The organism is Rhabdothermincola sediminis, from assembly GCF_014805525.1.
GTDB lineage: Bacteria > Actinomycetota > Acidimicrobiia > Acidimicrobiales > Acidimicrobilacustridaceae > Rhabdothermincola > Rhabdothermincola sediminis.
On the sequence record NZ_JACFSZ010000001.1, the window covers coordinates 1 to 20,988 of the forward strand.

39 protein-coding genes are annotated in these 20,988 nt (G+C 68.6%); all 39 read left to right on the top strand.

Features of this window, described 5'->3' with window-relative positions; translation table 11 throughout:
- On the top strand, window positions 1-109 hold a 109-nt coding region (locus HZF19_RS00005), incomplete at its 5' end, for an EF-Tu C-terminal domain-related protein (RefSeq protein ID WP_208026961.1).
- A 28-nt stretch (window positions 110-137) separates the two neighbouring features.
- The gene (gene rpsJ / locus HZF19_RS00010) at window positions 138-458 is read left to right on the top strand and encodes a 30S ribosomal protein S10 (RefSeq protein ID WP_208026670.1); all 321 of its coding nucleotides are present in this window, start codon (window positions 138-140) and stop codon (window positions 456-458) included.
- 254 nt (window positions 459-712) lie between these two features.
- The gene (rplC, locus tag HZF19_RS00015) at window positions 713-1,366 is read left to right on the top strand and encodes a 50S ribosomal protein L3 (RefSeq protein ID WP_208026671.1); all 654 of its coding nucleotides are present in this window, start codon (window positions 713-715) and stop codon (window positions 1,364-1,366) included.
- Entirely contained in the window at window positions 1,366-1,986 is a 621-nt protein-coding gene (gene rplD, locus HZF19_RS00020) for a 50S ribosomal protein L4 (RefSeq protein ID WP_208026672.1), read from the top strand. The genes rplC and rplD overlap by 1 nt, the downstream gene beginning before the upstream one ends.
- 2 nt (window positions 1,987-1,988) lie before the next feature.
- Window positions 1,989-2,297 (top strand): hypothetical protein, encoded by a 309-nt coding sequence (locus HZF19_RS00025; protein ID WP_208026673.1) that lies wholly within the window; start codon window positions 1,989-1,991, stop codon window positions 2,295-2,297.
- Entirely contained in the window at window positions 2,294-2,584 is a 291-nt protein-coding gene (gene rplW, locus HZF19_RS00030; protein WP_208026674.1) for a 50S ribosomal protein L23, read from the top strand. The genes HZF19_RS00025 and rplW overlap by 4 nt, the downstream gene beginning before the upstream one ends.
- A gap of 5 nt (window positions 2,585-2,589) precedes the next feature.
- Window positions 2,590-3,426, top strand: coding sequence for a 50S ribosomal protein L2 (gene rplB, locus HZF19_RS00035; RefSeq protein ID WP_208026675.1), 837 nt, complete (start codon window positions 2,590-2,592; stop codon window positions 3,424-3,426).
- 12 nt (window positions 3,427-3,438) lie between these two features.
- The gene (rpsS, locus tag HZF19_RS00040) at window positions 3,439-3,717 is read left to right on the top strand and encodes a 30S ribosomal protein S19 (RefSeq protein ID WP_208026676.1); all 279 of its coding nucleotides are present in this window, start codon (window positions 3,439-3,441) and stop codon (window positions 3,715-3,717) included.
- Window positions 3,717-4,385: a 50S ribosomal protein L22 gene (gene rplV, locus HZF19_RS17330; protein ID WP_208026677.1), complete on the top strand. Its 669-nt coding sequence runs from the start codon at window positions 3,717-3,719 to the stop codon at window positions 4,383-4,385. The genes rpsS and rplV overlap by 1 nt, the downstream gene beginning before the upstream one ends.
- A complete protein-coding gene (gene rpsC / locus HZF19_RS00050) occupies window positions 4,385-5,302 on the top strand; it encodes a 30S ribosomal protein S3 (protein WP_208026678.1) in 918 nt (305 codons plus the stop codon). The genes rplV and rpsC overlap by 1 nt, the downstream gene beginning before the upstream one ends.
- A 2-nt stretch (window positions 5,303-5,304) precedes the next feature.
- On the top strand, window positions 5,305-5,721 hold the full coding sequence (rplP, locus tag HZF19_RS00055; RefSeq protein WP_208026679.1) for a 50S ribosomal protein L16: 417 nt from the start codon (window positions 5,305-5,307) through the stop codon (window positions 5,719-5,721).
- On the top strand, window positions 5,721-5,957 hold the full coding sequence (gene rpmC / locus HZF19_RS00060; RefSeq protein WP_208026680.1) for a 50S ribosomal protein L29: 237 nt from the start codon (window positions 5,721-5,723) through the stop codon (window positions 5,955-5,957). The genes rplP and rpmC overlap by 1 nt, the downstream gene beginning before the upstream one ends.
- A complete protein-coding gene (rpsQ, locus tag HZF19_RS00065; protein WP_208026681.1) occupies window positions 5,957-6,238 on the top strand; it encodes a 30S ribosomal protein S17 in 282 nt (93 codons plus the stop codon). Before rpmC ends, rpsQ begins: the two co-directional genes overlap by 1 nt.
- Entirely contained in the window at window positions 6,235-6,603 is a 369-nt protein-coding gene (rplN, locus tag HZF19_RS00070) for a 50S ribosomal protein L14 (protein WP_208026682.1), read from the top strand. The genes rpsQ and rplN overlap by 4 nt, the downstream gene beginning before the upstream one ends.
- On the top strand, window positions 6,603-6,911 hold the full coding sequence (gene rplX / locus HZF19_RS00075) for a 50S ribosomal protein L24 (RefSeq protein ID WP_208026683.1): 309 nt from the start codon (window positions 6,603-6,605) through the stop codon (window positions 6,909-6,911). The genes rplN and rplX overlap by 1 nt, the downstream gene beginning before the upstream one ends.
- Complete coding sequence (gene rplE, locus HZF19_RS00080; protein ID WP_372443420.1) at window positions 6,911-7,483, top strand: 50S ribosomal protein L5; 573 nt, start codon at window positions 6,911-6,913, stop codon at window positions 7,481-7,483. The genes rplX and rplE overlap by 1 nt, the downstream gene beginning before the upstream one ends.
- 3 nt (window positions 7,484-7,486) lie before the next feature.
- Entirely contained in the window at window positions 7,487-7,672 is a 186-nt protein-coding gene (locus tag HZF19_RS00085) for a type Z 30S ribosomal protein S14 (RefSeq protein ID WP_208026684.1), read from the top strand.
- 16 nt (window positions 7,673-7,688) lie between these two features.
- A complete protein-coding gene (rpsH, locus tag HZF19_RS00090) occupies window positions 7,689-8,093 on the top strand; it encodes a 30S ribosomal protein S8 (RefSeq protein WP_208026685.1) in 405 nt (134 codons plus the stop codon).
- 7 nt (window positions 8,094-8,100) lie between these two features.
- Window positions 8,101-8,640 carry a 50S ribosomal protein L6 gene (gene rplF, locus HZF19_RS00095; RefSeq protein ID WP_208026686.1) on the top strand — a complete coding sequence of 180 codons (540 nt, stop codon included), beginning with the start codon at window positions 8,101-8,103 and terminating at the stop codon, window positions 8,638-8,640.
- Entirely contained in the window at window positions 8,640-9,005 is a 366-nt protein-coding gene (gene rplR / locus HZF19_RS00100; RefSeq protein WP_208026687.1) for a 50S ribosomal protein L18, read from the top strand. The genes rplF and rplR overlap by 1 nt, the downstream gene beginning before the upstream one ends.
- Window positions 9,005-9,586 (top strand): 30S ribosomal protein S5, encoded by a 582-nt coding sequence (rpsE, locus tag HZF19_RS00105; protein WP_208026688.1) that lies wholly within the window; start codon window positions 9,005-9,007, stop codon window positions 9,584-9,586. Before rplR ends, rpsE begins: the two co-directional genes overlap by 1 nt.
- Window positions 9,586-9,786 (top strand): 50S ribosomal protein L30, encoded by a 201-nt coding sequence (gene rpmD / locus HZF19_RS00110; protein ID WP_208026689.1) that lies wholly within the window; start codon window positions 9,586-9,588, stop codon window positions 9,784-9,786. The genes rpsE and rpmD overlap by 1 nt, the downstream gene beginning before the upstream one ends.
- Complete coding sequence (gene rplO, locus HZF19_RS00115) at window positions 9,783-10,271, top strand: 50S ribosomal protein L15 (protein WP_208026690.1); 489 nt, start codon at window positions 9,783-9,785, stop codon at window positions 10,269-10,271. Before rpmD ends, rplO begins: the two co-directional genes overlap by 4 nt.
- A 36-nt stretch (window positions 10,272-10,307) precedes the next feature.
- Window positions 10,308-11,630, top strand: a complete 1,323-nt coding sequence (secY, locus tag HZF19_RS00120; RefSeq protein WP_208026691.1) for a preprotein translocase subunit SecY — start codon at window positions 10,308-10,310, stop codon at window positions 11,628-11,630.
- A gap of 2 nt (window positions 11,631-11,632) precedes the next feature.
- Window positions 11,633-12,280, top strand: coding sequence for an adenylate kinase (locus HZF19_RS00125; RefSeq protein WP_208026692.1), 648 nt, complete (start codon window positions 11,633-11,635; stop codon window positions 12,278-12,280).
- Window positions 12,281-12,295: 15 nt separating this feature from the next.
- Entirely contained in the window at window positions 12,296-13,042 is a 747-nt protein-coding gene (map, locus tag HZF19_RS00130) for a type I methionyl aminopeptidase (RefSeq protein WP_208026693.1), read from the top strand.
- A 134-nt stretch (window positions 13,043-13,176) separates the two neighbouring features.
- On the top strand, window positions 13,177-13,401 hold the full coding sequence (gene infA / locus HZF19_RS00135; RefSeq protein ID WP_208026963.1) for a translation initiation factor IF-1: 225 nt from the start codon (window positions 13,177-13,179) through the stop codon (window positions 13,399-13,401).
- Between the two features lie 112 nt (window positions 13,402-13,513).
- The gene (rpmJ, locus tag HZF19_RS00140) at window positions 13,514-13,627 is read left to right on the top strand and encodes a 50S ribosomal protein L36 (RefSeq protein ID WP_208026694.1); all 114 of its coding nucleotides are present in this window, start codon (window positions 13,514-13,516) and stop codon (window positions 13,625-13,627) included.
- 3 nt (window positions 13,628-13,630) lie between these two features.
- Entirely contained in the window at window positions 13,631-14,008 is a 378-nt protein-coding gene (gene rpsM, locus HZF19_RS00145; RefSeq protein ID WP_208026695.1) for a 30S ribosomal protein S13, read from the top strand.
- A 14-nt stretch (window positions 14,009-14,022) separates the two neighbouring features.
- Window positions 14,023-14,421 carry a 30S ribosomal protein S11 gene (rpsK, locus tag HZF19_RS00150; RefSeq protein ID WP_208026696.1) on the top strand — a complete coding sequence of 133 codons (399 nt, stop codon included), beginning with the start codon at window positions 14,023-14,025 and terminating at the stop codon, window positions 14,419-14,421.
- Between the two features lies 1 nt (window position 14,422).
- Window positions 14,423-15,040, top strand: coding sequence for a 30S ribosomal protein S4 (rpsD, locus tag HZF19_RS00155; RefSeq protein WP_208026697.1), 618 nt, complete (start codon window positions 14,423-14,425; stop codon window positions 15,038-15,040).
- A gap of 57 nt (window positions 15,041-15,097) precedes the next feature.
- Window positions 15,098-16,027 carry a DNA-directed RNA polymerase subunit alpha gene (locus HZF19_RS00160; protein WP_235979047.1) on the top strand — a complete coding sequence of 310 codons (930 nt, stop codon included), beginning with the start codon at window positions 15,098-15,100 and terminating at the stop codon, window positions 16,025-16,027.
- A 16-nt stretch (window positions 16,028-16,043) separates the two neighbouring features.
- Entirely contained in the window at window positions 16,044-16,397 is a 354-nt protein-coding gene (gene rplQ / locus HZF19_RS00165) for a 50S ribosomal protein L17 (RefSeq protein WP_208026699.1), read from the top strand.
- Window positions 16,398-16,453: 56 nt separating this feature from the next.
- Window positions 16,454-17,293 (top strand): tRNA pseudouridine(38-40) synthase TruA, encoded by an 840-nt coding sequence (gene truA, locus HZF19_RS00170; RefSeq protein ID WP_208026700.1) that lies wholly within the window; start codon window positions 16,454-16,456, stop codon window positions 17,291-17,293.
- A gap of 64 nt (window positions 17,294-17,357) precedes the next feature.
- Window positions 17,358-17,798, top strand: a complete 441-nt coding sequence (locus HZF19_RS00175) for an encapsulin-associated ferritin-like protein (RefSeq protein ID WP_235979048.1) — start codon at window positions 17,358-17,360, stop codon at window positions 17,796-17,798.
- A 7-nt stretch (window positions 17,799-17,805) separates the two neighbouring features.
- Entirely contained in the window at window positions 17,806-18,615 is an 810-nt protein-coding gene (locus tag HZF19_RS00180) for a family 1 encapsulin nanocompartment shell protein (protein WP_208026701.1), read from the top strand.
- A gap of 143 nt (window positions 18,616-18,758) precedes the next feature.
- Window positions 18,759-19,205, top strand: a complete 447-nt coding sequence (gene rplM / locus HZF19_RS00185; RefSeq protein WP_208026702.1) for a 50S ribosomal protein L13 — start codon at window positions 18,759-18,761, stop codon at window positions 19,203-19,205.
- Window positions 19,206-19,231: 26 nt separating this feature from the next.
- Window positions 19,232-19,624 carry a 30S ribosomal protein S9 gene (gene rpsI / locus HZF19_RS00190; RefSeq protein WP_208026703.1) on the top strand — a complete coding sequence of 131 codons (393 nt, stop codon included), beginning with the start codon at window positions 19,232-19,234 and terminating at the stop codon, window positions 19,622-19,624.
- A gap of 9 nt (window positions 19,625-19,633) precedes the next feature.
- Window positions 19,634-20,983 (top strand): phosphoglucosamine mutase, encoded by a 1,350-nt coding sequence (glmM, locus tag HZF19_RS00195; RefSeq protein ID WP_208026704.1) that lies wholly within the window; start codon window positions 19,634-19,636, stop codon window positions 20,981-20,983.
- The last annotated feature ends 5 nt before the right edge of the window (window positions 20,984-20,988 follow it).

Here is a 20,988-nt window from a genome sequence, read left to right on the forward strand (position 1 = left end):
GCGGGTGGAGTTGATTCATCCGATCGCGATGGAGGAGGGCTTGCGTTTCGCGATCCGTGAGGGTGGTCGCACGGTGGGCGCGGGTCGGGTCACGAAGATCATCAAGTAGCGAACACGGAAGCGAGCCGGTAGCCGCGATGGCCGACAAGCAGAAGATCCGAATCAGGCTGAAGGCCTACGACCACGAGATCATCGACCAGTCGACGAAGAAGATCGTCGAGACGGTCGTGCGCACCAACGCGACCGTGCGGGGGCCGGTTCCGCTTCCCACCGAGAAGCACCGCTACACGGTGATCCGCAGCCCGCACAAGGACAAGGACAGCCGCGAGCACTTCGAGATGCGGATCCACAAGCGCCTCCTCGACATCCTCGACCCCTCACCCAAGACGGTCGATTCGCTCCAACGGCTCGACCTGCCGGCGGGCGTCGACATCGAGATCAAGATCCAGCAGGCCTAGGACTCGTCGGCCCGTTCTCCGATCCGGGCCTGCCCCCGCAGGCCGGCTTGGACCGGCCGAGCGGCCGGCGCTATCCTGGCAGCTCCGTGTGCCGGGCCCGTTCCCGTGCACGTTCCGGTCCGTCGTTCGAACTGACGTCTGTGACGGCCCGTCCCGGCCCGGGGCGGGTACCCCACAGCACAACCGAACCAGGCGCTCCGCCGGGGTCTCCCCGAGCGGAGCGTTCGCGTGAGCAGAGAAAGATCGTTGCCGCCATGGCGAACAAGGCAGTTGTCGGCGAGAAGGTCGGCATGACACAGGTGTGGGACGACGACAACCGCGTCGTGCCCGTCACCGTGCTGCGGGTCACGCCGCTGCGGGTGGTGCAGGTCAAGACTCCCGAGCGGGACGGGTACAGCGCGCTCCAGGTGACCTTCGGCGAGCGGGACCCGCGCAAGCTCAACCGGCCCGAGCGCGGTCACTTCGACAAGGCGGGGGTCAGCCCCGGCCGGGCACTCGTCGAGCTGCGGCTCGATGACGTGAGCGGCTACGAGGTCGGCCAGGAGATCGCCGTCGACGTCCTCGAGGCCGGCGAGCTGGTGGACGTCACCGCCGTGAGCAGGGGCAAGGGCTTCGCGGGGGTGATGAAGCGGCACGGCTTCGCCGGCCAGAAGGCCTCGCACGGTGCCCACCGGATCCATCGCGCCCCCGGCTCGATCGGGGCCTGTGCCACCCCGGCGCGCGTCTTCCGGGGGACCCGCATGGCCGGTCGGATGGGTGGCCGCAAGACCACCACCTTGAACCTCCGGGTGGTCGAGGCCGATGCGGAGCGTGGGCTGCTGCTGGTTCGGGGGGCGGTGCCCGGGCCGAAGGGTGGGACGGTGATCGTGCGGGACGCCGTCAAGTCGACCGCGAAGGGCGGTGCGTGATGCCCACGCTGAAGGTCAGGACACAGATCGGTGCCGAGGCCGGATCGGTCGAGCTGGCCGAGGAGGTGTTCGGCATCGAGCCCAACGTGCCGGTGATGCACCAGGTGGTCACGGCGCAGCTCGCCGCCCGTCGAGCCGGCACCCAGAGCACCAAGACCCGGGCCGAGGTCCGGGGTGGTGGAGCGAAGCCCTGGAAGCAGAAGGGCACCGGGCGGGCACGGCAGGGTTCGATCCGCGCTCCCCAGTGGAAGGGCGGCGGGGTGGCCCTCGGCCCGAAGCCCCGCACGTACGCACAGCGCACACCGAAGAAGATGATCCGCCTCGCGCTCCGCTCCGCCCTGTCCGATCGCGCCGCCGACGGCAAGGTGATCGTGGTCGACGAGTGGGCCTTCGAGGTGCCCCGCACCCGCGAGGCTGCCGATGCGCTGCGAGCCCTGGGCCTCGACGGCCGGGTGCTGGTCGTTCTCGGTGACACCGACCGCGACGTCCTGGCGGCGAAGAGCTTCCGGAACCTGCCCCACGTGCAGGTCATCGAGGCCCGTGAGCTGAACGCGTACGACGTGCTTGCGAACGACTACGTCGTGTTCACCCGTGCCACCCTCCCGGGAGGGGATGGATGAACATGGCGACCGACTTGCCGAGCCGCCCCACGCCTGATCCCGAGGACCGCTCGGAGCTGCTCGACCCGACGGAGCGGGTGAAGAGCGTGAGCGACAAGACCGATCCGCGCTTCAAGGCAGCGCTCGATCGAGCCGAGCGGGAGGAGCGGTTGCGGGCGAAGGCGGCCAGGACCGAGAGCGGCGCGGCCGGTGGGAGCGAACCGCAGGGTGCAGTCGGCGGGACATCGCCGGCTCCGGAGGAGTCCGGGATGCCAGGCAAGGGCACGTTCTCGTTCAACCAGACCGCGGGTGAGACGGAGGATCAGAAGTGAAAGACCCGCGCGACGTGATCATCGAGCCGATCGTCAGCGAGAAGTCCTACGCGCTGCTGGAGCGGAACGTCTACACGTTCCGGGTGCACCCGGAGGCGAGCAAGCCGGAGATCTCCGACGCCGTGGAGGCGATCTTCGATGTACGAGTGGTCAAGGTGAACACGCTGAACCGTCGTGGCAAGCGCAAGCGCAACCGGCGCAGCTGGACCTTCGGCAAGCGATCCGACACGAAGCGGGCTTTCGTCACTCTCGCCGAGGGTGACCGCATCGACCTGTTCGAGGGTTAGGGGACATGGCACTTCGCAAGCGCAAGCCGACCAGCCCGGGCCGCCGGTTCCAGACGGTCTCCGACTTCTCCGACATCACGAAGAAGAAGCCGGAGCGCACCTTGCTCGCGCCCAAGACCAAGACTGGCGGGCGGAACAGCTACGGGCGCAAGACCGCCCGCCATCGCGGCGGCGGTCACAAGCAGCGGTACCGCATCGTCGACTTCCGGCGCACCAAGGACGGGGTGCCGGCGAAGGTGGCGGCGATCGAGTACGACCCCAACCGGAACTGCCGCATCCTGCTTCTCCACTACTACGACGGTGAGAAGGCCTACATCCTCGCCCCGAAGGACGTGACCGTGGGCGACGTGCTCCAGAGCGGGCAGGGGTCGGAGATCCGTCCGGGCAATGCGCTGCCGTTGCGCTACATCCCGGTGGGTACCACCGTGCACAACGTCGAGCTCAAGCCCGGTGGTGGTGGGCGGATGGCCCGCAGCGCCGGCACCAGCGTGCAGCTCGTGGCCAAGGAGGGCGAGCACGCCACCCTGCGCCTGCCGAGCACCGAGATGCGCCGCGTGCCGATCGATTGCCGGGCGACGGTCGGGGAGGTCGGCAATGCCGAGGCGGAGCTCGTCAAGGTGGGCAAGGCCGGCCGGAATCGGTGGAAGGGGGTCCGCCCCCAGACCCGAGGCGTAGCCATGAACCCGGTTGACCACCCGCACGGCGGTGGCGAGGGCAAGACCTCCGGCGGCCGGCACCCGGTCTCGCCATGGGGCAAGCCAGAGGGTCGCACCCGAAACAAGAACAAGCCGTCGCAGAAGCTCATCGTCCGTCGCCGCCGTACCCGCGGGTCGCGGCGGTAAGGGGAGTCCGTCATGCCTCGCAGCCTCAAGAAGGGCCCGTTCGTCGACGACCACCTGCTGAAGAAGGTCGATGATCTCAACGAGAAGGGCGAGAAGCGCGTCATCAAGACGTGGTCGCGCCGCTCGACGATCATCCCCGAGATGGTGGGCCACACCATCGCGGTGCACGACGGGCGTAAGCACGTTCCCGTGTACATCACCGAGTCGATGGTCGGTCACAAGCTCGGCGAGTTCGCCCCGACCCGGACGTTCAAGTACCACGCCGGCCAAGAGAAGAAGGGGCGCCGCTGATGGCCTTCGGCGTCAAGACGAACGAACGACCGGGTGTGCGCGCCCAGGCTCGCTACATCCGGGTCTCGCCGTACAAGGCTCGCCAGGTGCTCGACCTCATCCGCGGCCAGCACGTCGGCCGGGCCCTCGAGATCCTCGAGTTCTCCGAGCGCGACGCGGCGAGGCTGATCCTCAAGACCCTGGAGTCGGCGATCGCCAACGCGGAGCACAACAATGGCATCCCGGCCGACGAGCTGTACGTGTCCGCGTGCTTCGCCGACGAGGGGCCGACCCTCAAGCGCTTCCGCCCCCGGGCCCGCGGACGGGCCGGTCGCATCCGCAAGCGCACATCCCACATCACGGTCATCGTGAGCCGCCTCTCCGCGGAGGAGCTCCAGGCGTTGCGCGAGCGCGAGGCGACGAGCGGGCGGGCGCGTGGCAACCGGGCTGCAGCCGAGGCGCGCCGCGAGCGGGTGGCGCGCAGCCGCCAGGCCAAGGCCGACAAGCGCGCCGCGGAGGAAGAGCACGACCATGATCACGACGAGCACGAGCACGCCCAGGAGGTCGCTCCGCCCCCCGAAGTGGAGGGGGCCGAGGTCGGCGCCGAGGTGACGGCCGCGCACGAGGCGGAGCCGACCGGCGAGGAGGCCGTTGAGGTAGCCGAGGGGAACGGGAAGGAAGAGGACTGATGGGCCAGAAGGTCAACCCATACGGGTTCCGCCTCGGCATCACCACCGACTGGAAGTCGCGCTGGTTCGCCGACCGCGGTGACTACGCGGGGTTCGTCATCGAGGACTGGAAGATCCGCGACTACCTCATGACGCAGCTCCCGCACGCCGCGATCAGCCGCATCGAGGTGGAGCGCACCCGTGACCGGCTCCGGGTCGACGTCCACACTGCTCGACCGGGCATCGTGATCGGGCGCCGTGGAGCGGAGGCCGATCGACTCCGGGCCGGTTTGGCGAAGATCACCGGCAACAACAAGATCCAGCTCAACATCCAGGAGATCAAGCAGCCCGAGCTCGACGCCGCGCTGATCGCCCAGGGTGTCGCCGATCAGCTGGCCGGGCGCGTCGCGTTCCGCCGGGCGATGAAGCGCGCGGTGCAGAACGCGCAGAAGGCCGGAGCGCTCGGCATCAGGGTCCAGTGCTCGGGACGGCTCGGCGGATCGGAGATGGCCCGCACGGAGTGGTACCGGGAGGGCCGTGTGCCGCTCCACACGCTGCGGGCCGACATCGACTACGGGTTCCGCGAGGCCAAGACCACCTACGGCCGCATCGGGGTCAAGGTCTGGATCTACAAGGGCGACATCCTCCCCTACCGCAGCGTCCTGGAGGACAAGATCACCCGCGAGGCGGCGATGGCCGTCGGCGAGACGTCCGGGCAGGCCCGCCCGCGCAAGGTCGTGTCCTCGTCGGCCGCCGCCCGGCGCAAGCCGGCCGGCGAGGCTCCCTTCCCGGAGGAGGTCGAGGCCGAGGAAGCTGCGCCGCTCATCAAGGAGGCCGACCCCGAGCTGGAGCGGCTCCTCGCCGAGGAGGAGGAGATCGAGCGCTCGGTGCGCGAGCACCACGAGACCCCACACTTCCGCCCCGGGGACGGTGATTGATCATGTTGATGCCGAGGAAGGTCAAGCACCGCAAGCACCAGCGGGGCCGGCTCAAGGGCCAGGCCAAGGGTGGCACCACCATCACCTTCGGCGACTACGGCATCCAGGCCCTGGAGCCGGGCTGGATCACCGCTCGCCAGATCGAGGCTGCTCGTATCGCGATGACGCGTCACGTCCGCCGAGGCGGCAAGGTCTGGATCAACGTCTTCCCTGACAAGCCCATCACGCAGAAGCCTGCGGAGACCCGTATGGGGTCGGGCAAGGGGAACCCCGAGAAGTGGGTGGCTGTGGTCAAGCCCGGCCGGGTGCTCTTCGAGCTTTCCTACAGCGATCCGCAGATCGCCCGGGCCGCGATCGAACGGGCGATCCAGAAGCTGCCCATCAAGGCTCGATTCATCGCACGGGAGGAGGCGCTCTGATGGCCGATGCCCGAGCCACTGCCCTACGGGACCTCAACGACGGCGAGCTGCTCGAACGCCTGGCCGAGACGAAGCAGGAGCTGTTCAACCTCCGCTTCCAGCACGTCACGGGCCAGCTCGAGAACCACGCCCGCCTGGGACAGGTGAAGAAGGACGTGGCCAGGATCATGACCGAACTGCGGGCACGGGAGATCGCCGCCGCAGAGGCGCTGGCGCGACACGAGGAGAAGGCCTGATGGTCGACACCGGGACGCAATCGACGACGCGGCCCAATCCGCGCAAGGTCCGCGAGGGACTGGTCGTCTCGAACAAGATGGACAAGACGGTGGTCGTCGAGGTCGTCGATCGCAAGCGTCATCCCCGCTATCCCAAGACGGTGCAACGCACCTCCCGCCTGTACGTCCACGACGAGGCGAACGACCTCAACGTCGGCGACCGGGTCCGGGTGGCGGAGACCCGTCCGCTCTCCAAGCTCAAGCGCTGGCGCCTGGTCGAGGTACTGGAGCGGGCCCGATGATCCAGCAGGAATCCCGACTGCGCGTCGCCGACAACAGCGGGGCCAAGGAAGTGCTCTGCATCAAGGTGCTCGGCGGCTCCAAGCGCCGCTACGCGTCCATCGGCGACGTCTTCGTGGCCACGGTCAAGGACGCCATCCCCGGCGCGGCGGTGAAGAAGGGCGACGTCGTCAAGTGCGTCGTCGTCCGGGTCAAGAAGGAGAAGCGGCGCCCCGACGGCTCGTACATCCGCTTCGACGAGAACGCCGCCGTGCTCATCAACGACCAGATGCAGCCTCGGGGCACCCGCATCTTCGGGCCGGTGGGTCGGGAGCTGCGGGACAAGAAGTTCATGCGCATCGTCTCGCTCGCGCCGGAGGTCCTGTGATGAAGATCCGCAAGGGCGATCGGGTGGTCGTGCTGCAGGGCAAGGACCGCGGCAAGGAGGGCACGGTGACGTTCGCCTTCCCCGCCGAGGACCGGGTGATCGTCGACGGGGTCAACGTCGCGAAGAAGCACCAGAAGCCCACGCGTGCCATCCAGCAGGGCGGGATCATCGACAAGGAGATGCCCATTCACGTGTCGAGCGTGGCGATCCTCTGCGCGGCCTGTGGCAAGCCGACCCGCGTGGGCTACCGCTTCGAAGGCGACGGTACGAAGGTCCGGATCTGCCGCAAGTGCGGAGGTGATCTCTGATGAGCACGGTGGTCACGGAGATGCCGCGCTACAAGCGTCGTTACAACGAGGAGCTGCGGCCGAGACTCAAGGAGCAGCTCGGTCTCCGGAACATCATGGAGGTCCCGCGCCTCGAGAAGATCGTCCTCAACATGGGCGTCGGCAAGGCGTTGCAGCAACAGTCGCTTATCGAGGGCGCCGTACGCGACCTCGAGGTCATCACCGGTCAGAAGCCGGTGGTCACGAAGGCCAAGAAGTCGATCGCCGGCTTCAAGCTGCGTGAGGGCAATGCCATCGGGGTCAAGGTCACCTTGCGCGGCGACCGGATGTGGGAGTTCTTCGACCGCCTGGTCAGCATCGCGGTGCCCCGCATCCGCGACTTCCGGGGCTTGCCGCGCACCTCCTTCGACGGTCACGGCAACTACACCTTCGGCGTGACCGAGCAGTTGATCTTCCCCGAGATCGATTACGACACCGTCGATACGACCAGGGGCATGGACATCACGATCGTCACCACCGCCCGTACCGATGCCGAGGGTCGCGCTCTGCTCGAGGCGCTCGGCTTCCCGTTCAAGCGTGAAGGGCAGCAGTAAGCCATGGCGAAGAAGGCACTGATCGAGAAGGCGAAGCGCACCCCCAAGTTCAAGGTGCGCGCCTACACACGTTGCCAGCGGTGCGGACGGCCGCATTCGGTGTACCGGAAGTTCAAGCTGTGTCGTGTGTGCCTTCGTGAGCTCGCCCACCAAGGCGAGATCCCGGGCCTCAAGAAGGCGAGCTGGTGAGGGGAGGTATGGCGCGATGACGATGACCGACCCGATCGCCGACATGCTCACCCGCATCCGCAATGCGAACGTGGCGATGCACGACGAGGTTCGCATGCCGTCCTCGAAGCTGAAGGAGGCGCTGGCCGCGGTCCTCGAGAAGGAGGGCTACATCAGCGGCTACCGGATCGACAGCAACCCGGACCGGCCGGGCAGCACGCTGACGGTGTTCATGAAGTACTCACCCGAGCGCGAGCGGGTGATCTCCGGGGTGCGCCGGGTGTCCAAGCCGGGGCTGCGGGTCTACACCAAAGCCGACAAGATCCCCCGGGTGCTCGGGGGGCTCGGTGTGGCCGTCCTGTCCACGAGTCAGGGCCTGATGACCGACCGTGAGGCGCGCAAGCGCCGCATGGGCGGCGAGGTCCTCTGCTACGTCTGGTAGGCGAGAGATGTCACGAGTCGGACGTTCCCCCATCCCACTGCCGAACGGTGTCGATGTCGTCATCGAGGGTGGGCACATCACCGTGAAGGGGCCGAAGGGCACACTCGAGCGCGACCTGCCACCCACGATCACGGTTCGCCAGGACGACGGCCAGCTCATCGTGGAGCGGCCCGACGACGAGCGGCAGAACCGTGCGCTGCACGGTCTCACCCGTTCGCTGGTGAACAACATGGTCGTGGGCGTGACCGATGGGTTCCGCAAGGACCTCGACATCGTCGGGGTCGGCTACCGGGCCACGGCGAAGGGGCCGACGACGCTCGAGCTCGCGCTCGGCTTCAGTCATCCCGTCAGCGTCGAGGCCCCCGACGGAGTCACCTTCGAGGTGCCGACGCCGACCCATGTGGTGGTACACGGCATCGACAAGGAGACGGTCGGCCAGGTGGCTGCGAACATCCGCGCCATCCGCAAGCCCGAGCCCTACAAGGGCAAGGGCGTCAAGTACCGCGACGAGCGCATCTTGCGCAAGGCCGGAAAGGCTGCGAAGTGATGAGCACGAGCGCCAAGCAGAAGCGCGAAGCGCGCATCCGTCGTCACCGCCGGGTGCGCAAGCAGGTGCGGGGAACCGCGGCCCGGCCGCGCCTCGCCGTGTTCCGCTCGAACCGCCACATCAGCGCCCAGGTGATCGACGATGTCGCCGGGCGCACGCTCGCGGCTGCGTCGACGCTCGAGCCCGAGCTGCGCGGCGCCGGCACCGGGAACAAGGTGGCTGCGGCGGCCGTCGGCCGGCTGGTGGCCGAGCGAGCCAAGGCCGCCGGGGTCGACAAGGTGGTCTTCGATCGAGGCGGGTTCCTCTACCACGGGCGCGTCGCCGCCGTCGCGGATGCCGCTCGAGAAGCCGGACTGGAGTTCTGATGGCCCTCAACACCCCCGCGTACAACGATGCCGAGGCGCCGCCGCTGCGCGAGTCCCGAGTCATCAACATCAACCGGGTCGCCAAGGTGGTCAAGGGCGGCCGCCGGTTCTCGTTCACCGCGCTGGTCGTGGTGGGCGACGGCGCCGGTCGCGTCGGCCTGGGTTACGGCAAGGCCAAGGAGGTGCCTCTGGCGATCCAGAAGGGCACCGAGGAGGCCCGCAAGAACCTCTTCGCCGTCCCGCTGGCGGGCACGACGATCACCCATCCCGTGATCGGCGAGATGGGCGCCGGGCGGGTGCTCATCCAGCCGGCTGCTCCCGGTACCGGGGTGATCGCCGGTGGGGCCGCCCGCGCCATCCTGGAGGAAGCCGGCATCCACGACGTGCTCTGCAAGTCCCTCGGCTCGTCGAACCACATCAACGTGGCTCGGGCGACGATCGCCGGTCTCCGGGCACTCAAGCGCCCCGACGAGATCGCTCGCCTCCGGGGGCTGAGCCCCGAGGAGTTCGTCCCCGCGGGCCTGCTGAACGCGTACAAGGAGACCCAGCGGGGTCCCCACGTGCCTGACGAGGTGTCGTGATGGCGCTCAAGGTCACCCAGGTCAAGTCGTCGATCGGCACCAAGCCCAAGCACCGCGGCACCCTGCGCGCGCTGGGCCTCGGTCGCATCGGCAAGAGCCACGTCCTCCCGGACCGGCCCGAGATCCGGGGGATGATCGCCCGGGTCCCCCATCTGGTGCAGGTCGAGGAGGTCGCCGAGACCGCAGGAGATGCAACGTGAAGATCCACGACCTCAAGCCCGCACCGGGCTCCAACCGGCGCCGCAAGCGGGTCGGCCGGGGCATCGCCGGCAAGGGCGGCAAGACCGCGGGCCGCGGGACGAAGGGCCAGGGGGCCCGCGACACGATCCCCGTCGGCTTCGAAGGCGGTCAGCTGCCGCTGCACATGCGGGTGCCCAAGCTGAAGGGCTTCAAGAACCCGTTCCGGGTCGAGTACCAGGCCGTCAACCTCGACACCATCGAGGAGTCGGGCCTGGACCAGGTCGATCCTGACGTGCTGCACGAGCGGGGCCTGATCCACAAGGGCGCGCTGGTGAAGGTCCTCGGCCGGGGCCAGCTCAACCGGGCTGTCCAGGTGAAGGCGCACGCCTTCTCCAGATCGGCGGAAGCGGCCATCACCGGGGCAGGAGGTAGCGTTGAGCGCATCCCGCTGCCGTGGGGCGACCGCCGCCCGCCGGCGAAGGGCAACCACCTCACGAACCGCTAGGGGCTGGCCGGTCGCCGGTTCCGGGAGAACGACATCGTGCTCGCCAACCTGAAGAACCTGTTCAAGGTCGAGGATCTGCGCAACAAGATCCTCTTCACCTTGCTCATGATCCTCCTCTACCGCATCGGCGCCTACCTGCCGGTGCCGGGGATCGACGTCAGCGCCATGCGGACCTTGCGGCAGCAAGCCGAGGAGGGTGGCGTGCTGTCGTTCCTGCAGCTCTTCTCGGGCGGCGCGCTGACCCAGATGTCGCTGTTCGCGCTCGGCATCATGCCTTACATCACCGCCTCGATCATCATGCAGATCCTGGCGGTGGTGATCCCGAAGCTCGAGCAGTGGCAGAACCAGGGCGCGGTCGGGCAACGGAAGATCACGCAATGGACCCGCTACGTGACCATGGGCATCGCCGCCATGCAGGCCACCGGGTTCAGCTACCTTTTCCACAACGGCGGTGGGGGTTTCGGTCGGGTACAGAACACCACCGGTCTCGACCTCATCCCCGACTTCGGTCCGCCGCGGGTGATGCTCATCGTGCTCACCCTGACCGCGGGCACTGCGCTGTTGATGTGGATGGGTGAGCTCATCACCCAGCGGGGGATCGGCAACGGCATGTCGTTGCTCATCTTCGCCTCGGTGGTCTCGACGCTGCCCTCCCAGGGTGGGCAGATCAAGGCCAACGGCGGCTGGGGTGCACTGGTGGTCACGATCGCCGCCTTCATGGTGCTCCTGGTAGCCATCGTGTTCGTCGAGCAGGGACAGCGCCGCATCCCGGTGCAGTTCGCCAAGCGGGTCGTCGGTCGCCGCATGTACGGCGGTCAGAGCACCTACATCCCGCTGAAGGTCAACCAGTCAGGCGTCATCCCCATCATCTTCGCCAGCTCCGTGCTCTACCTCCCGCAGCTCATCGCGGGGCTGCTGCCCTCCGAACAGGGGAGCTGGGGTCAGACCGTGCAGCAGTTCATCAGCGACCACCTGGTGAAGCCCAACGCCCCGCTGCACGTGCTGATCTTCGGCCTGCTGATCATCGGCTTCGCGTACTTCTACACCGCCATCACCTTCGACCCTGTGAAGCAGGCCGACACGTTGCGCAAGCAGGGTGGGTTCATCCCCGGCATCCGGCCCGGCCCCCAGACCGAGCGGTACTTGGCCAAGATCCTGTCGCGCATCACCCTGCCGGGTGCCCTGTTCATCGCAGCGGTGGCGCTCGTGCCGTCGTTGCTGCTCACCTCCTTCCTGCCCGGCAGCACGGTGTCGTTCTCGGGCATCTCGATCCTCATAGCGGTGGGCGTGGCGCTGGAGACCATGAAGCAGATCGACAGCCAGCTCATGATGCGCAACTACGAAGGCTTCCTGAAATAGTGGTGCGCCTCGTCGTCTTCGGCCGACAGGGGGCCGGGAAGGGCACGCAGTCGGCTCGCCTCGCAGCGCACTTCGACGCGCCGCACATCTCCACCGGTGACATGCTGCGCGAAGCCGCAGCCGCCGGCACGCCCATCGGGCTCGAGGCCAAGGGCTACATGGATGCCGGCCGGCTGCTCCCCGACGAGGTGATGCTCGGGGTGGTCGAGGAGCGCCTGGCGCAGCCGGACGTTCTCGAGCACGGCTTCCTCCTCGACGGCTTCCCCCGCACGCTCGGCCAGGCCGAGGCGCTCCTCGGCATCACCGAGGTGGACGTGGCGGTCAACCTCGAGGTGCCGGAAGAGGTCGTGATCGAACGCATCTCGAGCCGCCGGGTGTGCAAGGGATGTGGCCGCATCTACTCCGTCGCCGAGCCGCCGTCGACGAACTGGACCTGCGACACCTGCGGTGGGGAGGTGGTGCAGCGACCCGATGACACCTCCGACGCGGTCGCCGCCCGGCTCGCCACCTATCAGGCGGAGACCATCCCGGCCGTGCACTGGTTCGACACCAAGGGGCTCCTGGTCACCGTCGACGGGGTCGGCACCCCTGATGAAGTGGCCGAGCGGCTGATCGCGGCGGTCGAGGCCCGGCTCGCCGAGCGCCGCTGAGCCGGAGCGGAAGGGGTGCGGCGCTCAGCGAGCGAGATCGCGATCATGCGCAAGGCGGGCCGGGTGGTGGCGGAGATGCATGCCTGCATCCGGGAGGCCATCAAGCCGGGGGTGACCACTCGCCGGCTCGACGAGATCGCCCGGGAGGTGATCGAGCGGCGTGGGGCCAGGTCGAACTTCCTCGGCTACGGATATCCCCCGTTCCCGGGGGTCATCTGCGCGTCGGTGAACGACACCGTGGTCCACGGCATCCCGGGCGACCAGCGGCTCCGGGAGGGCGACATCGTCTCGATCGACTGCGGGGCGGTCGTGCAGGGCTGGCACGGCGACGCGGCGTTCACCACCGGGGTGGGGGCGATCAGTCAGGAGGCCCAGCGACTGATCGACGTCACGGAGGAGTCGCTGCGCGCCGGCATCGAGCAGATGATGGACGGCAACCGTATCGGCGACATCGGCCACGCAGTGCAAACCGTGGTGGAGCGGGCCGGCTTCTCGGTGGTGCGCGACTACGTCGGCCATGCCATCGGCACGGCCATGCACGAAAAGCCCGAGGTGCCCAACTACGGCAGGAGGGGCACCGGGCCGAAGCTCCGGGTGGGCAACGTCTTCGCCGTGGAGCCCATGGTCACCGCCGGCAGGCCCGAGACGAAGCTGGCCCGGGACGGGTGGACGGTGACCACCGCCGACGGATCGCTCGCCGCCCACGCCGAGCACACCATCGCCATCACCGATCATGGCCCGGAGATCCTCACCCTGCCTTGAAGGCTCCCGCGCCCGCGGCCGGGCCCACGGCGAGCGGAGTTGGAGGTGCTGGGGCCCTGACGCTAGGGTTTTCGTTCGGCTCTGAGGCGCCTTCGCGCGCTCCGACCATCCACCGCCCTGCAGGAGGACCCACACTGGCCAAGCCCAAGGAAGACGCGATCGTCCTCGAAGGGACGGTTGTCGAGCCGCTCCCCAACGCCATGTTCCGGGTGGAGCTCGACAATGGCCACACGGTGCTGGCCCACATCTCCGGGAAGATGCGCATGCACTACATCCGGATCCTTCCCGGCGATCGCGTCCAGGTGGAGCTGACCCCCTACGACCTCACCCGCGGGCGCATCACCTACCGCTACAAGTGACCGCCGACCCACCGACCAGCCGACAAGTGAGAGTCCGGACAGAGGCCCGGACCCGCCGGGGGATGTCCGACCCGGTGAACCTGAGCCACCGAAACGAGGAATCAGGCGAGAGATGAAAGTGCGACCGAGCGTCAAGAAGATCTGCGAGAAGTGCAAGGTGATCCGCCGTCACGGGCGGGTGCAGGTCATCTGCGAGAACCCGCGCCACAAGCAGCGGCAGGGCTGAGCGATGGCCCGGATCGCAGGCGTCGACATCCCCCGCGAAAAACGGCTCGAGGTCTCGCTGACCTACATCTACGGCATCGGCCGGCGTACCTCGCAGCAGATCTGCGAGGCCACTGGCATCAGCCCCGACACCCGGGTCCACAACCTCACCGACGAGGAGGTGGCCCGCATCCGTACCTTCATCGACCAGAACGTCAAGGTGGAGGGCGACCTGCGCCGCGAGGTCGATCAGGACATCAAGCGCAAGATGGAGATCGGCTGCTACCAGGGCCTCCGGCATCGCCGAGGCCTGCCGGTGCGAGGCCAGCGCACCCAGACCAACGCCCGTACTCGGAAGGGGCCGAAGAAGACCGTCGCCGGCAAGAAGAAGGCCAAGAAGTAGGCAGGGGAGGAACCATGGCCAAGCCAAGCTCGGGCGGGCGCCGCCCCCGCCGCAAGGAACGCAAGAACGTCGCCTACGGGGTGGCGCACATCAAGAGCTCGTTCAACAACACGATCGTCAGCATCACCGATCAGGAAGGCAACGTCCTGGCGTGGGCCAGCGCTGGCAACGTGGGCTTCAAGGGCTCCCGCAAGAGCACCCCGTACGCCGCGCAGATGGCGGCCGAGGCCTGTGCCCGCCGGGCGATGGAGCACGGCGTGCGCAAGGTCGACGTGCTGGTGAAGGGTCCGGGGTCGGGCCGCGAAACCGCCATCCGGTCCATCCAGAACGCGGGCATCGAGGTCACCGGCATCAAGGATGTGACGCCGGTGCCGCACAACGGTTGCCGTCCCCCGAAGCGGCGGAGGGTCTGACGTGGCGCGCTACACCGGTCCGAAGGCACGGGTCTCCCGCCGCCTGGGCACCAACATCTGGGGCACCAAGGGTGAGACGGTCGCGCTCGAGAAGCGCCCGTACCCTCCGGGCGAGCACGGGAGGACCCGCCGCCGGGGCAACGTGTCGGAGTACCTCCTCCAGCTCCAGGAGAAGCAGAAGGCCCGCTTCACCTACGGCCTCTCGGAGAAGCAGTTCCGCAACCTCTACGAGGAAGCCAACCGCAAGGAAGGCGTCACCGGCGAGAACATGCTCCGCTTCCTCGAGCTGCGCCTCGACAACGTCGTCTACCGCGCCGGCTGGGCGGCGACCCGCCCCCAGGCCCGCCAGTTCGTCGGTCACGGGCACGTCTCGGTCAACGGCAAGCGGGTGACGATCCCGAGCTACCGGGTCCGCAAGGGCGACCTCATCACGCTGCGCGACAAGGCCCGTCAGATGGTGGTCGTGCAGTGGAACCGCGACGTGCTCGATCGCACCCCTCCGGCCTGGTTGGAGTCGAGCGACGACGGGTTCGCGGTCACGGTGCTCGACCTGCCCCGCCGGGAGCAGATCGACGTCCCGGTGCGCGAGCAGCTCATCGTCGAGCTCTATTCGAAGTAGGCCCCGGCCGAGTCCACATCGCCACCACAGAGGTAGAGGTAGAAGCACATGCTGGTCATGCAGCGTCCCAAGGTCGAAGCGCTCGGTGAGCCGGAAGGCAACCGTCAGCTCTTCGCCATCGGCCCCCTCGAGCCGGGCTTCGGCCACACCATCGGCAACTCGCTCCGTCGTACGCTGCTGTCGTCGATCCCCGGCGCGGCGGTGACCCAGGTCCGCTTCGACGACGCGCTCCACGAGTTCGACACCATCAAGGGCGTCACGGAAGATGTCACGGACATCATCCTCAACCTGAAGGACCTGGTCCTGCGGGTGTTCTCCGACGAACCGGTCACGCTGCGCCTCGACGTGCGCGGCCCGGCCGACGTCACCGCCGCGGACATCACGCCGAACGCAGACGTGGAGATCCTCAACCCCGAGCTGCCCATCGCCACGATCAACGAGAACGGGCGGCTGGCCATCGACATCACCGTCGAGAAGGGCGTGGGGTACGTGTCGGCCGAGCGGAACAAGACCTCGAACACCATCGGTGTGATCCCGGTCGATTCCATCTTCTCGCCGGTGCGGCGGGTGACGTTCGCGGTCGAGCCCACCCGGGTGGAGCAATCCACCGAGTACGACCGGCTGGTGCTCGACATCGAGACTGACGGGTCCATCACTCCCCGCGACGCGCTGGCCTCTGCGGGTGCCACCCTGCAGTCCCTGGTCCAGCTCGTGGCGGAGATGAGCGAGGAGCCCCAAGGTCTCGAGCTCGGTGAGGTCGGCGTGACCGCCGCCGGTTCGCCCGACCTCGAGCTGCCCATCGAGGACCTCGACCTCTCCGAGCGGCCCCGCAACTGCCTCAAGCGAGCGCAGGTCAACACCATCGGCGAGCTGCTGGAGAAGACCGAGGACGACCTGCTCGCCATCACGAACTTCGGCCAGAAGTCGCTCGACGAGGTGATCCAGAAGCTCGACGAGCGGGGCCTGTCGCTCAAGCACCGGGACTGACGGGAACGGAACTGCGATGCCAGCCACGCCACGCAAGTCACGCCGCTTCGGCGGTGACGCCGCGCACCAGAAGGCCATGATGGCCAACCTGGCCGCGTCGCTGTTCGCCGCGGAGGCGATCGTCACCACCGAGGCCAAGGCCAAGGCCCTCCGCCCGATCGCGGAGAAGCTCATCACCAAGGCCAAGAAGGGTGGTCTGCACAATCACCGCCAGGTGGTGGCGTTCCTGCGCGACAAGGAGATGGCGTCGAAGCTGTTCGATGACATCGCCCCGCGCTACACGGAGCGCCCCGGCGGCTACACCCGGATCCTCAAGCTCGGTCCACGCCACGGTGACAACGCGCCGATGGCGCGCATCGAGCTGGTCTGACGACCCGGGGGCCATCCCTGCCTGCCGATCGGTCCTCGGGGCGGGAGCGGCAGGACATGACCCTCTTCGACGACGACCTCGGCACGGGGGTCGAGCACCAACCTGGCGATGACGACCCGGATCTGGTGCGCGTGCGGCTCGTCGTGGCCTACGACGGGTCGCCCTACCACGGGTTCGCCGCCAATCCCGGCGTAGCAACCGTGGCGGGCACCCTGCAACGCACCATCGAGCGGGTCCTGCGGCATCCGGTCGAACTGACGGGCGCGGGTCGCACGGATCGGGGCGTGCACGCCTGGGGGCAGGTCGTCTCCTTCGACGCTCCGGCCGCGGGTCTCGACCTGGGGGCCCTGCAACGGTCGATCAACAAGCTCTGCGGTGGCACCATCGTGGTTCGGGAGGCCGCGGTGGCGCCGCCCGACTTCGACGCCCGGTTCTCGGCTCGCTCGCGCACGTACCGCTACACGATCGTGAACCGTCCGGTGCCCGATCCCTTCCTCGCCGCCACCTCCTGGTGGGTCGATCAGCCCCTCGATGTCGCCGCGATGCGGCTCGGTTGCGACCCGCTGATCGGCGAGCACGACTTCAGCTCGTTCTGCCGGCGGCCGAAGGACCGGATGATCGGCACCGAGGACGACGGCGATCCTGGCCCGTCGCTCGTCCGCCGGGTCATCGACGCGCGCTGGGACGACGAGGGCGACGGCGTCCTGCGGTTCACCATCGAGGCCACCGCGTTCTGTCACCAGATGGTGCGCAGCATCGTCGGCACCCTCGTCGACGTGGGGTTGGGTCGGAAGCGTGCCGGGGAGGTCGCAGGCATCCTCAGGGGGCGCGACCGTTCGCTCGCCGGCCCGGTCGCGCCGCCGCAGGGCCTGTGTCTCTGGAGGGTCACGTACTGACTCATCCTGGGTAGGCTCGAGCGAGGTTGCTCGCTGGTCATCCCGGCCGAGCACCGTCCGTGCGATGGCGAGAGAGAGGCGAGCGAGCCACATGTCGAGCGAGGGATATCACGAGCCCGTCGAGCTGCTCGACGAGGACGTGCGCGATCGTCACCGGGCGATCGTGTCGATCATGGAGGAGCTCGAGGCGGTCGACTGGTACGACCAGCGGGTGCGGGCCACGAGCGACGAGTCGCTGGCGGCAGTGCTCGGGCACAACCGGGACGAGGAGAAGGAGCACGCGGCGATGACCCTCGAGTGGCTGCGCCGTCACGACCCGGTCCTCGACCGTCATCTCCGCACCTACCTGTTCACCGAAGGATCGATCACCGAGCGCGAGCAGCAGGCCGAGCACGGCCAGAGCGGCGAGCACGGCGAGAGCGGTGGGCAGGCCGCGAGCCCTGGGCCTGGCGGAGGACCGCCTCCTGACGGCAGCCTCGGCATCGGAAGCCTGAAAGGGGAGTGAGCGTTCGATGAACCACCTGTTGCGTGAGGTCGCGCCGATCTCCGAGCGGGCGTGGGAGGAGATCGACCGGGAGGCGGCGACCACCCTCAAGCACTTCCTCGCCGGTCGACGGCTGCTCGATTTCGAGGGACCGAAGGGCTGGGACCACATAGGGGAACCGACCGGGCGGGTCGATGCCCTCGGCAGCCTCCAAGGCGGTGCGGTCAGCGCGGGCGCCCGGCGATCCCAGCCGATGCTGGAGCTGCGCACGACCTTCGAGGTTTCGCGTCGCGAGCTCGAAGCGATCGATCGGGGCTCGTGCGACGCGGACCTCGATAGCGTGCGCGAGGCCGCGAAACGGGCCGCGCTCGCCGAGGACGAGCTGGTCTTCCACGGCTTCCCGGCAGGAGGTGTCCAGGGCCTGGTGGGGGCCACACCGCTGGAGCCGGTGCCGATCACCACCGATTACGAGCGGTATCCGCGCTACGTCGCCCAGGCCATGGCCCGACTGCAGGACGTGGGCGTCGATGGGCCGTTCGCCATTGCGCTTGGCCCCCGCTGCTACACGGGGGTCATCGAGGAGTCGGAGATGGGGGGCTACCCCGTCCTCGAGCACCTGCGCCTGATCCTGGGTGGGCCCGTGGTGCGTGCCCAGGCGGTCGACGGTGCTGTCGTGATGAGCATCCGCGGTGGGGACTTCAAGATCGTCACCGGTCAGGACTTCTCGATCGGCTACCTGTCCCACGACCGGGACACGGTGTCGCTCTACCTGGAGGAGACGATCACGGTGCAGATCTGTCTACCCGAGGCGGCGGTGCACCTCCGCTACCCGGACTGAGGTCGCCGGGCCTCCGGCACCCGAGTTGCTCGGCGTCGGCCGCCCTCCTATCGTTGTAGGTCGCCTCGGGAGCACCTGCGGTGCGCGAGGCAGACGAGTCCGTCCCGACGATCCTGTCGTTCCAGACCAGAAGGTGCCGGCGCGTGCGCACGTACTCCCCGAAAGCCAGCGAGATCGAGCGGTCTTGGCACGTCATCGACGCGGAGGGCCTGGTCCTCGGACGGGTCGCCAGCGAGGTGGCACGGATCCTCCGGGGCAAGCACAAGCCCACCTTCGCCCCGCACCTCGACACCGGTGATCACGTAATCGTCGTGAACGCGGACAAGGTCGTGCTGACCTCCAACAAGGCCGACAAGGTGCTCGTCCACCGGCACTCGGGCTACCCGGGTGGGCTGCGGTCGCAGAGCTACGGCGAGCTGCTCGCCAAGCGCCCGGAGGAAGCGGTACGACGAGCGGTGCGCGGCATGCTCCCGAAGACTCGCCTCGGCCGCCAGATGCTTCGCAAGCTCAAGGTCTATGCCGGCCCCACCCATCCGCACGCCGCGCAGCAGCCCCGGCCTCTCGCTCTCGAGCACGCACGGGCTCGCTGAACCAGTTAGCAACGGAGTCGACGAGCATGCCCAAACCACTCATCCAGTCGACCGGCCGGCGCAAGCGAGCGGTTGCCCGCGTGCGGGTGCGTACGGGGTCGGGGCAGATCACGGTCAACGACCGGCCGGTCACCGAGTTCTTCCCCTCGGAGACCCACCGGATGATCCTGTCCGAGCCGCTCCGGCTGACCAACACCGCCGAGGTCTACGACGTCGACGCGACCATCACCGGCGGAGGAGTGTCGGGGCAGGCGGGCGCGCTGCGTCTCGGCATCGCTCGGGCGCTCGCCGGGCTCGATCCTGATCTGCGCACCGAGCTGAAGCGTGCCGGCTTCCTCACTCGCGATGCCCGCGAGAAGGAGAGCAAGAAGTACGGCCTCAAGAAGGCTCGCAAGGCACCGCAGTACTCCAAGCGCTGACCTGCGGGCATGACCCTGCGCTTCGGGACCGATGGCGTTCGGGGCCATGCCGACGAGCTGAACGACGATCTCGTTCGGGCCCTCGGGCGTGCGGCCGGCCGGGTGCTGGCGGGCGAGCTTCGCGGTGCCACCGACCGTCGTTTCGTGATCGGGCGCGACCCGCGGATCTCCGGTTCGCGCATCGAGCAGGCGCTCGTGGAAGGGCTCGCCGCCGAGGCGGTCGGGGTGGAGCTGGTCGGCATCGCACCCACGCCTGCGGTGGCCTGGATCGCAGCCGCGCGCCTGGTACCCGCGGCGATGATCTCCGCCTCCCACAACCCGTACCACGACAACGGGGTCAAGTTCTTCGCTGCTGGCGGACTCAAGCTCAGTGACGCCGAGGAAGAGCTCCTCGAAGGAGAGCTCGACCGCATCCTCGCCAGCTCACCTGAGCCCGCCAGGGGACAGGCACCGCCGCTTCGCGAGGGTACGGAGGATCTCGAGCGCTACGAGCTGACCCTTGTGAACGCGCTGGAAGGTCGGACCCTCGAGGGGCTGTCGGTGGTCCTCGACTGCGCGAACGGCGCCGCCTCCGGGCTCGCACCGCGGGTGTTCGAGCGGCTCGGCGCTTCGGTGACGGTGATCCACGCACGACCCGACGGGCGCAACATCAACGCGGGGTGTGGATCGACCCATCCGGAGGACCTCCGCAAGGCCGTGATCGCCGCCGGCGCCGACGCCGGGCTGGCCTTCGACGGCGATGCCGATCGGGTTCTGGCGGTCGATGAGCTGGGGGAGCTGGTCGACGGTGACCACCTCATCGCCCTGTGCGCCATCGACCTGCGTGAGCGGGGGCGGCTCCGCCACGACACGGTCGTGGTCACCGTGATGTCGAACCTGGGCTTGCGCCTCGCCATGCGCGAGCACGGCATCGAGGTGGTCGAGACCCAGGTCGGTGACCGTTACGTGCTGGAGGCGCTCGAGGCCGGGGGCTTCGCGCTCGGCGGCGAGCAGTCGGGCCACGTCATCTTCCGCGATCTGGCCACCACCGGTGACGGGATCCTGACCGGTGTCCACCTGCTCGACGTGGTCGCGCGTGCCCGCCGGCCGCTCTCGAGCCTGGCGGCGGAGGTCATGACCACCCTGCCGCAGGTCCTGCGCAACGTGCGGGTGGCCCGGCGCGACCCGGCGATCATCGAGGCGGTCGCCGACGAGGTCGCCGCCGTCGAGGCGGCACTGGGTGAACGTGGGCGGGTGCTGGTCCGGCCGAGCGGTACCGAGCCGCTGGTACGGGTGATGGTGGAGGCCGACGACCGAGGCGTGGCAGAGGAGGCCGCGCGGCGCCTCGTCGCCGCGGTCGAGCGGACGGCCCGGACGTAGACTGG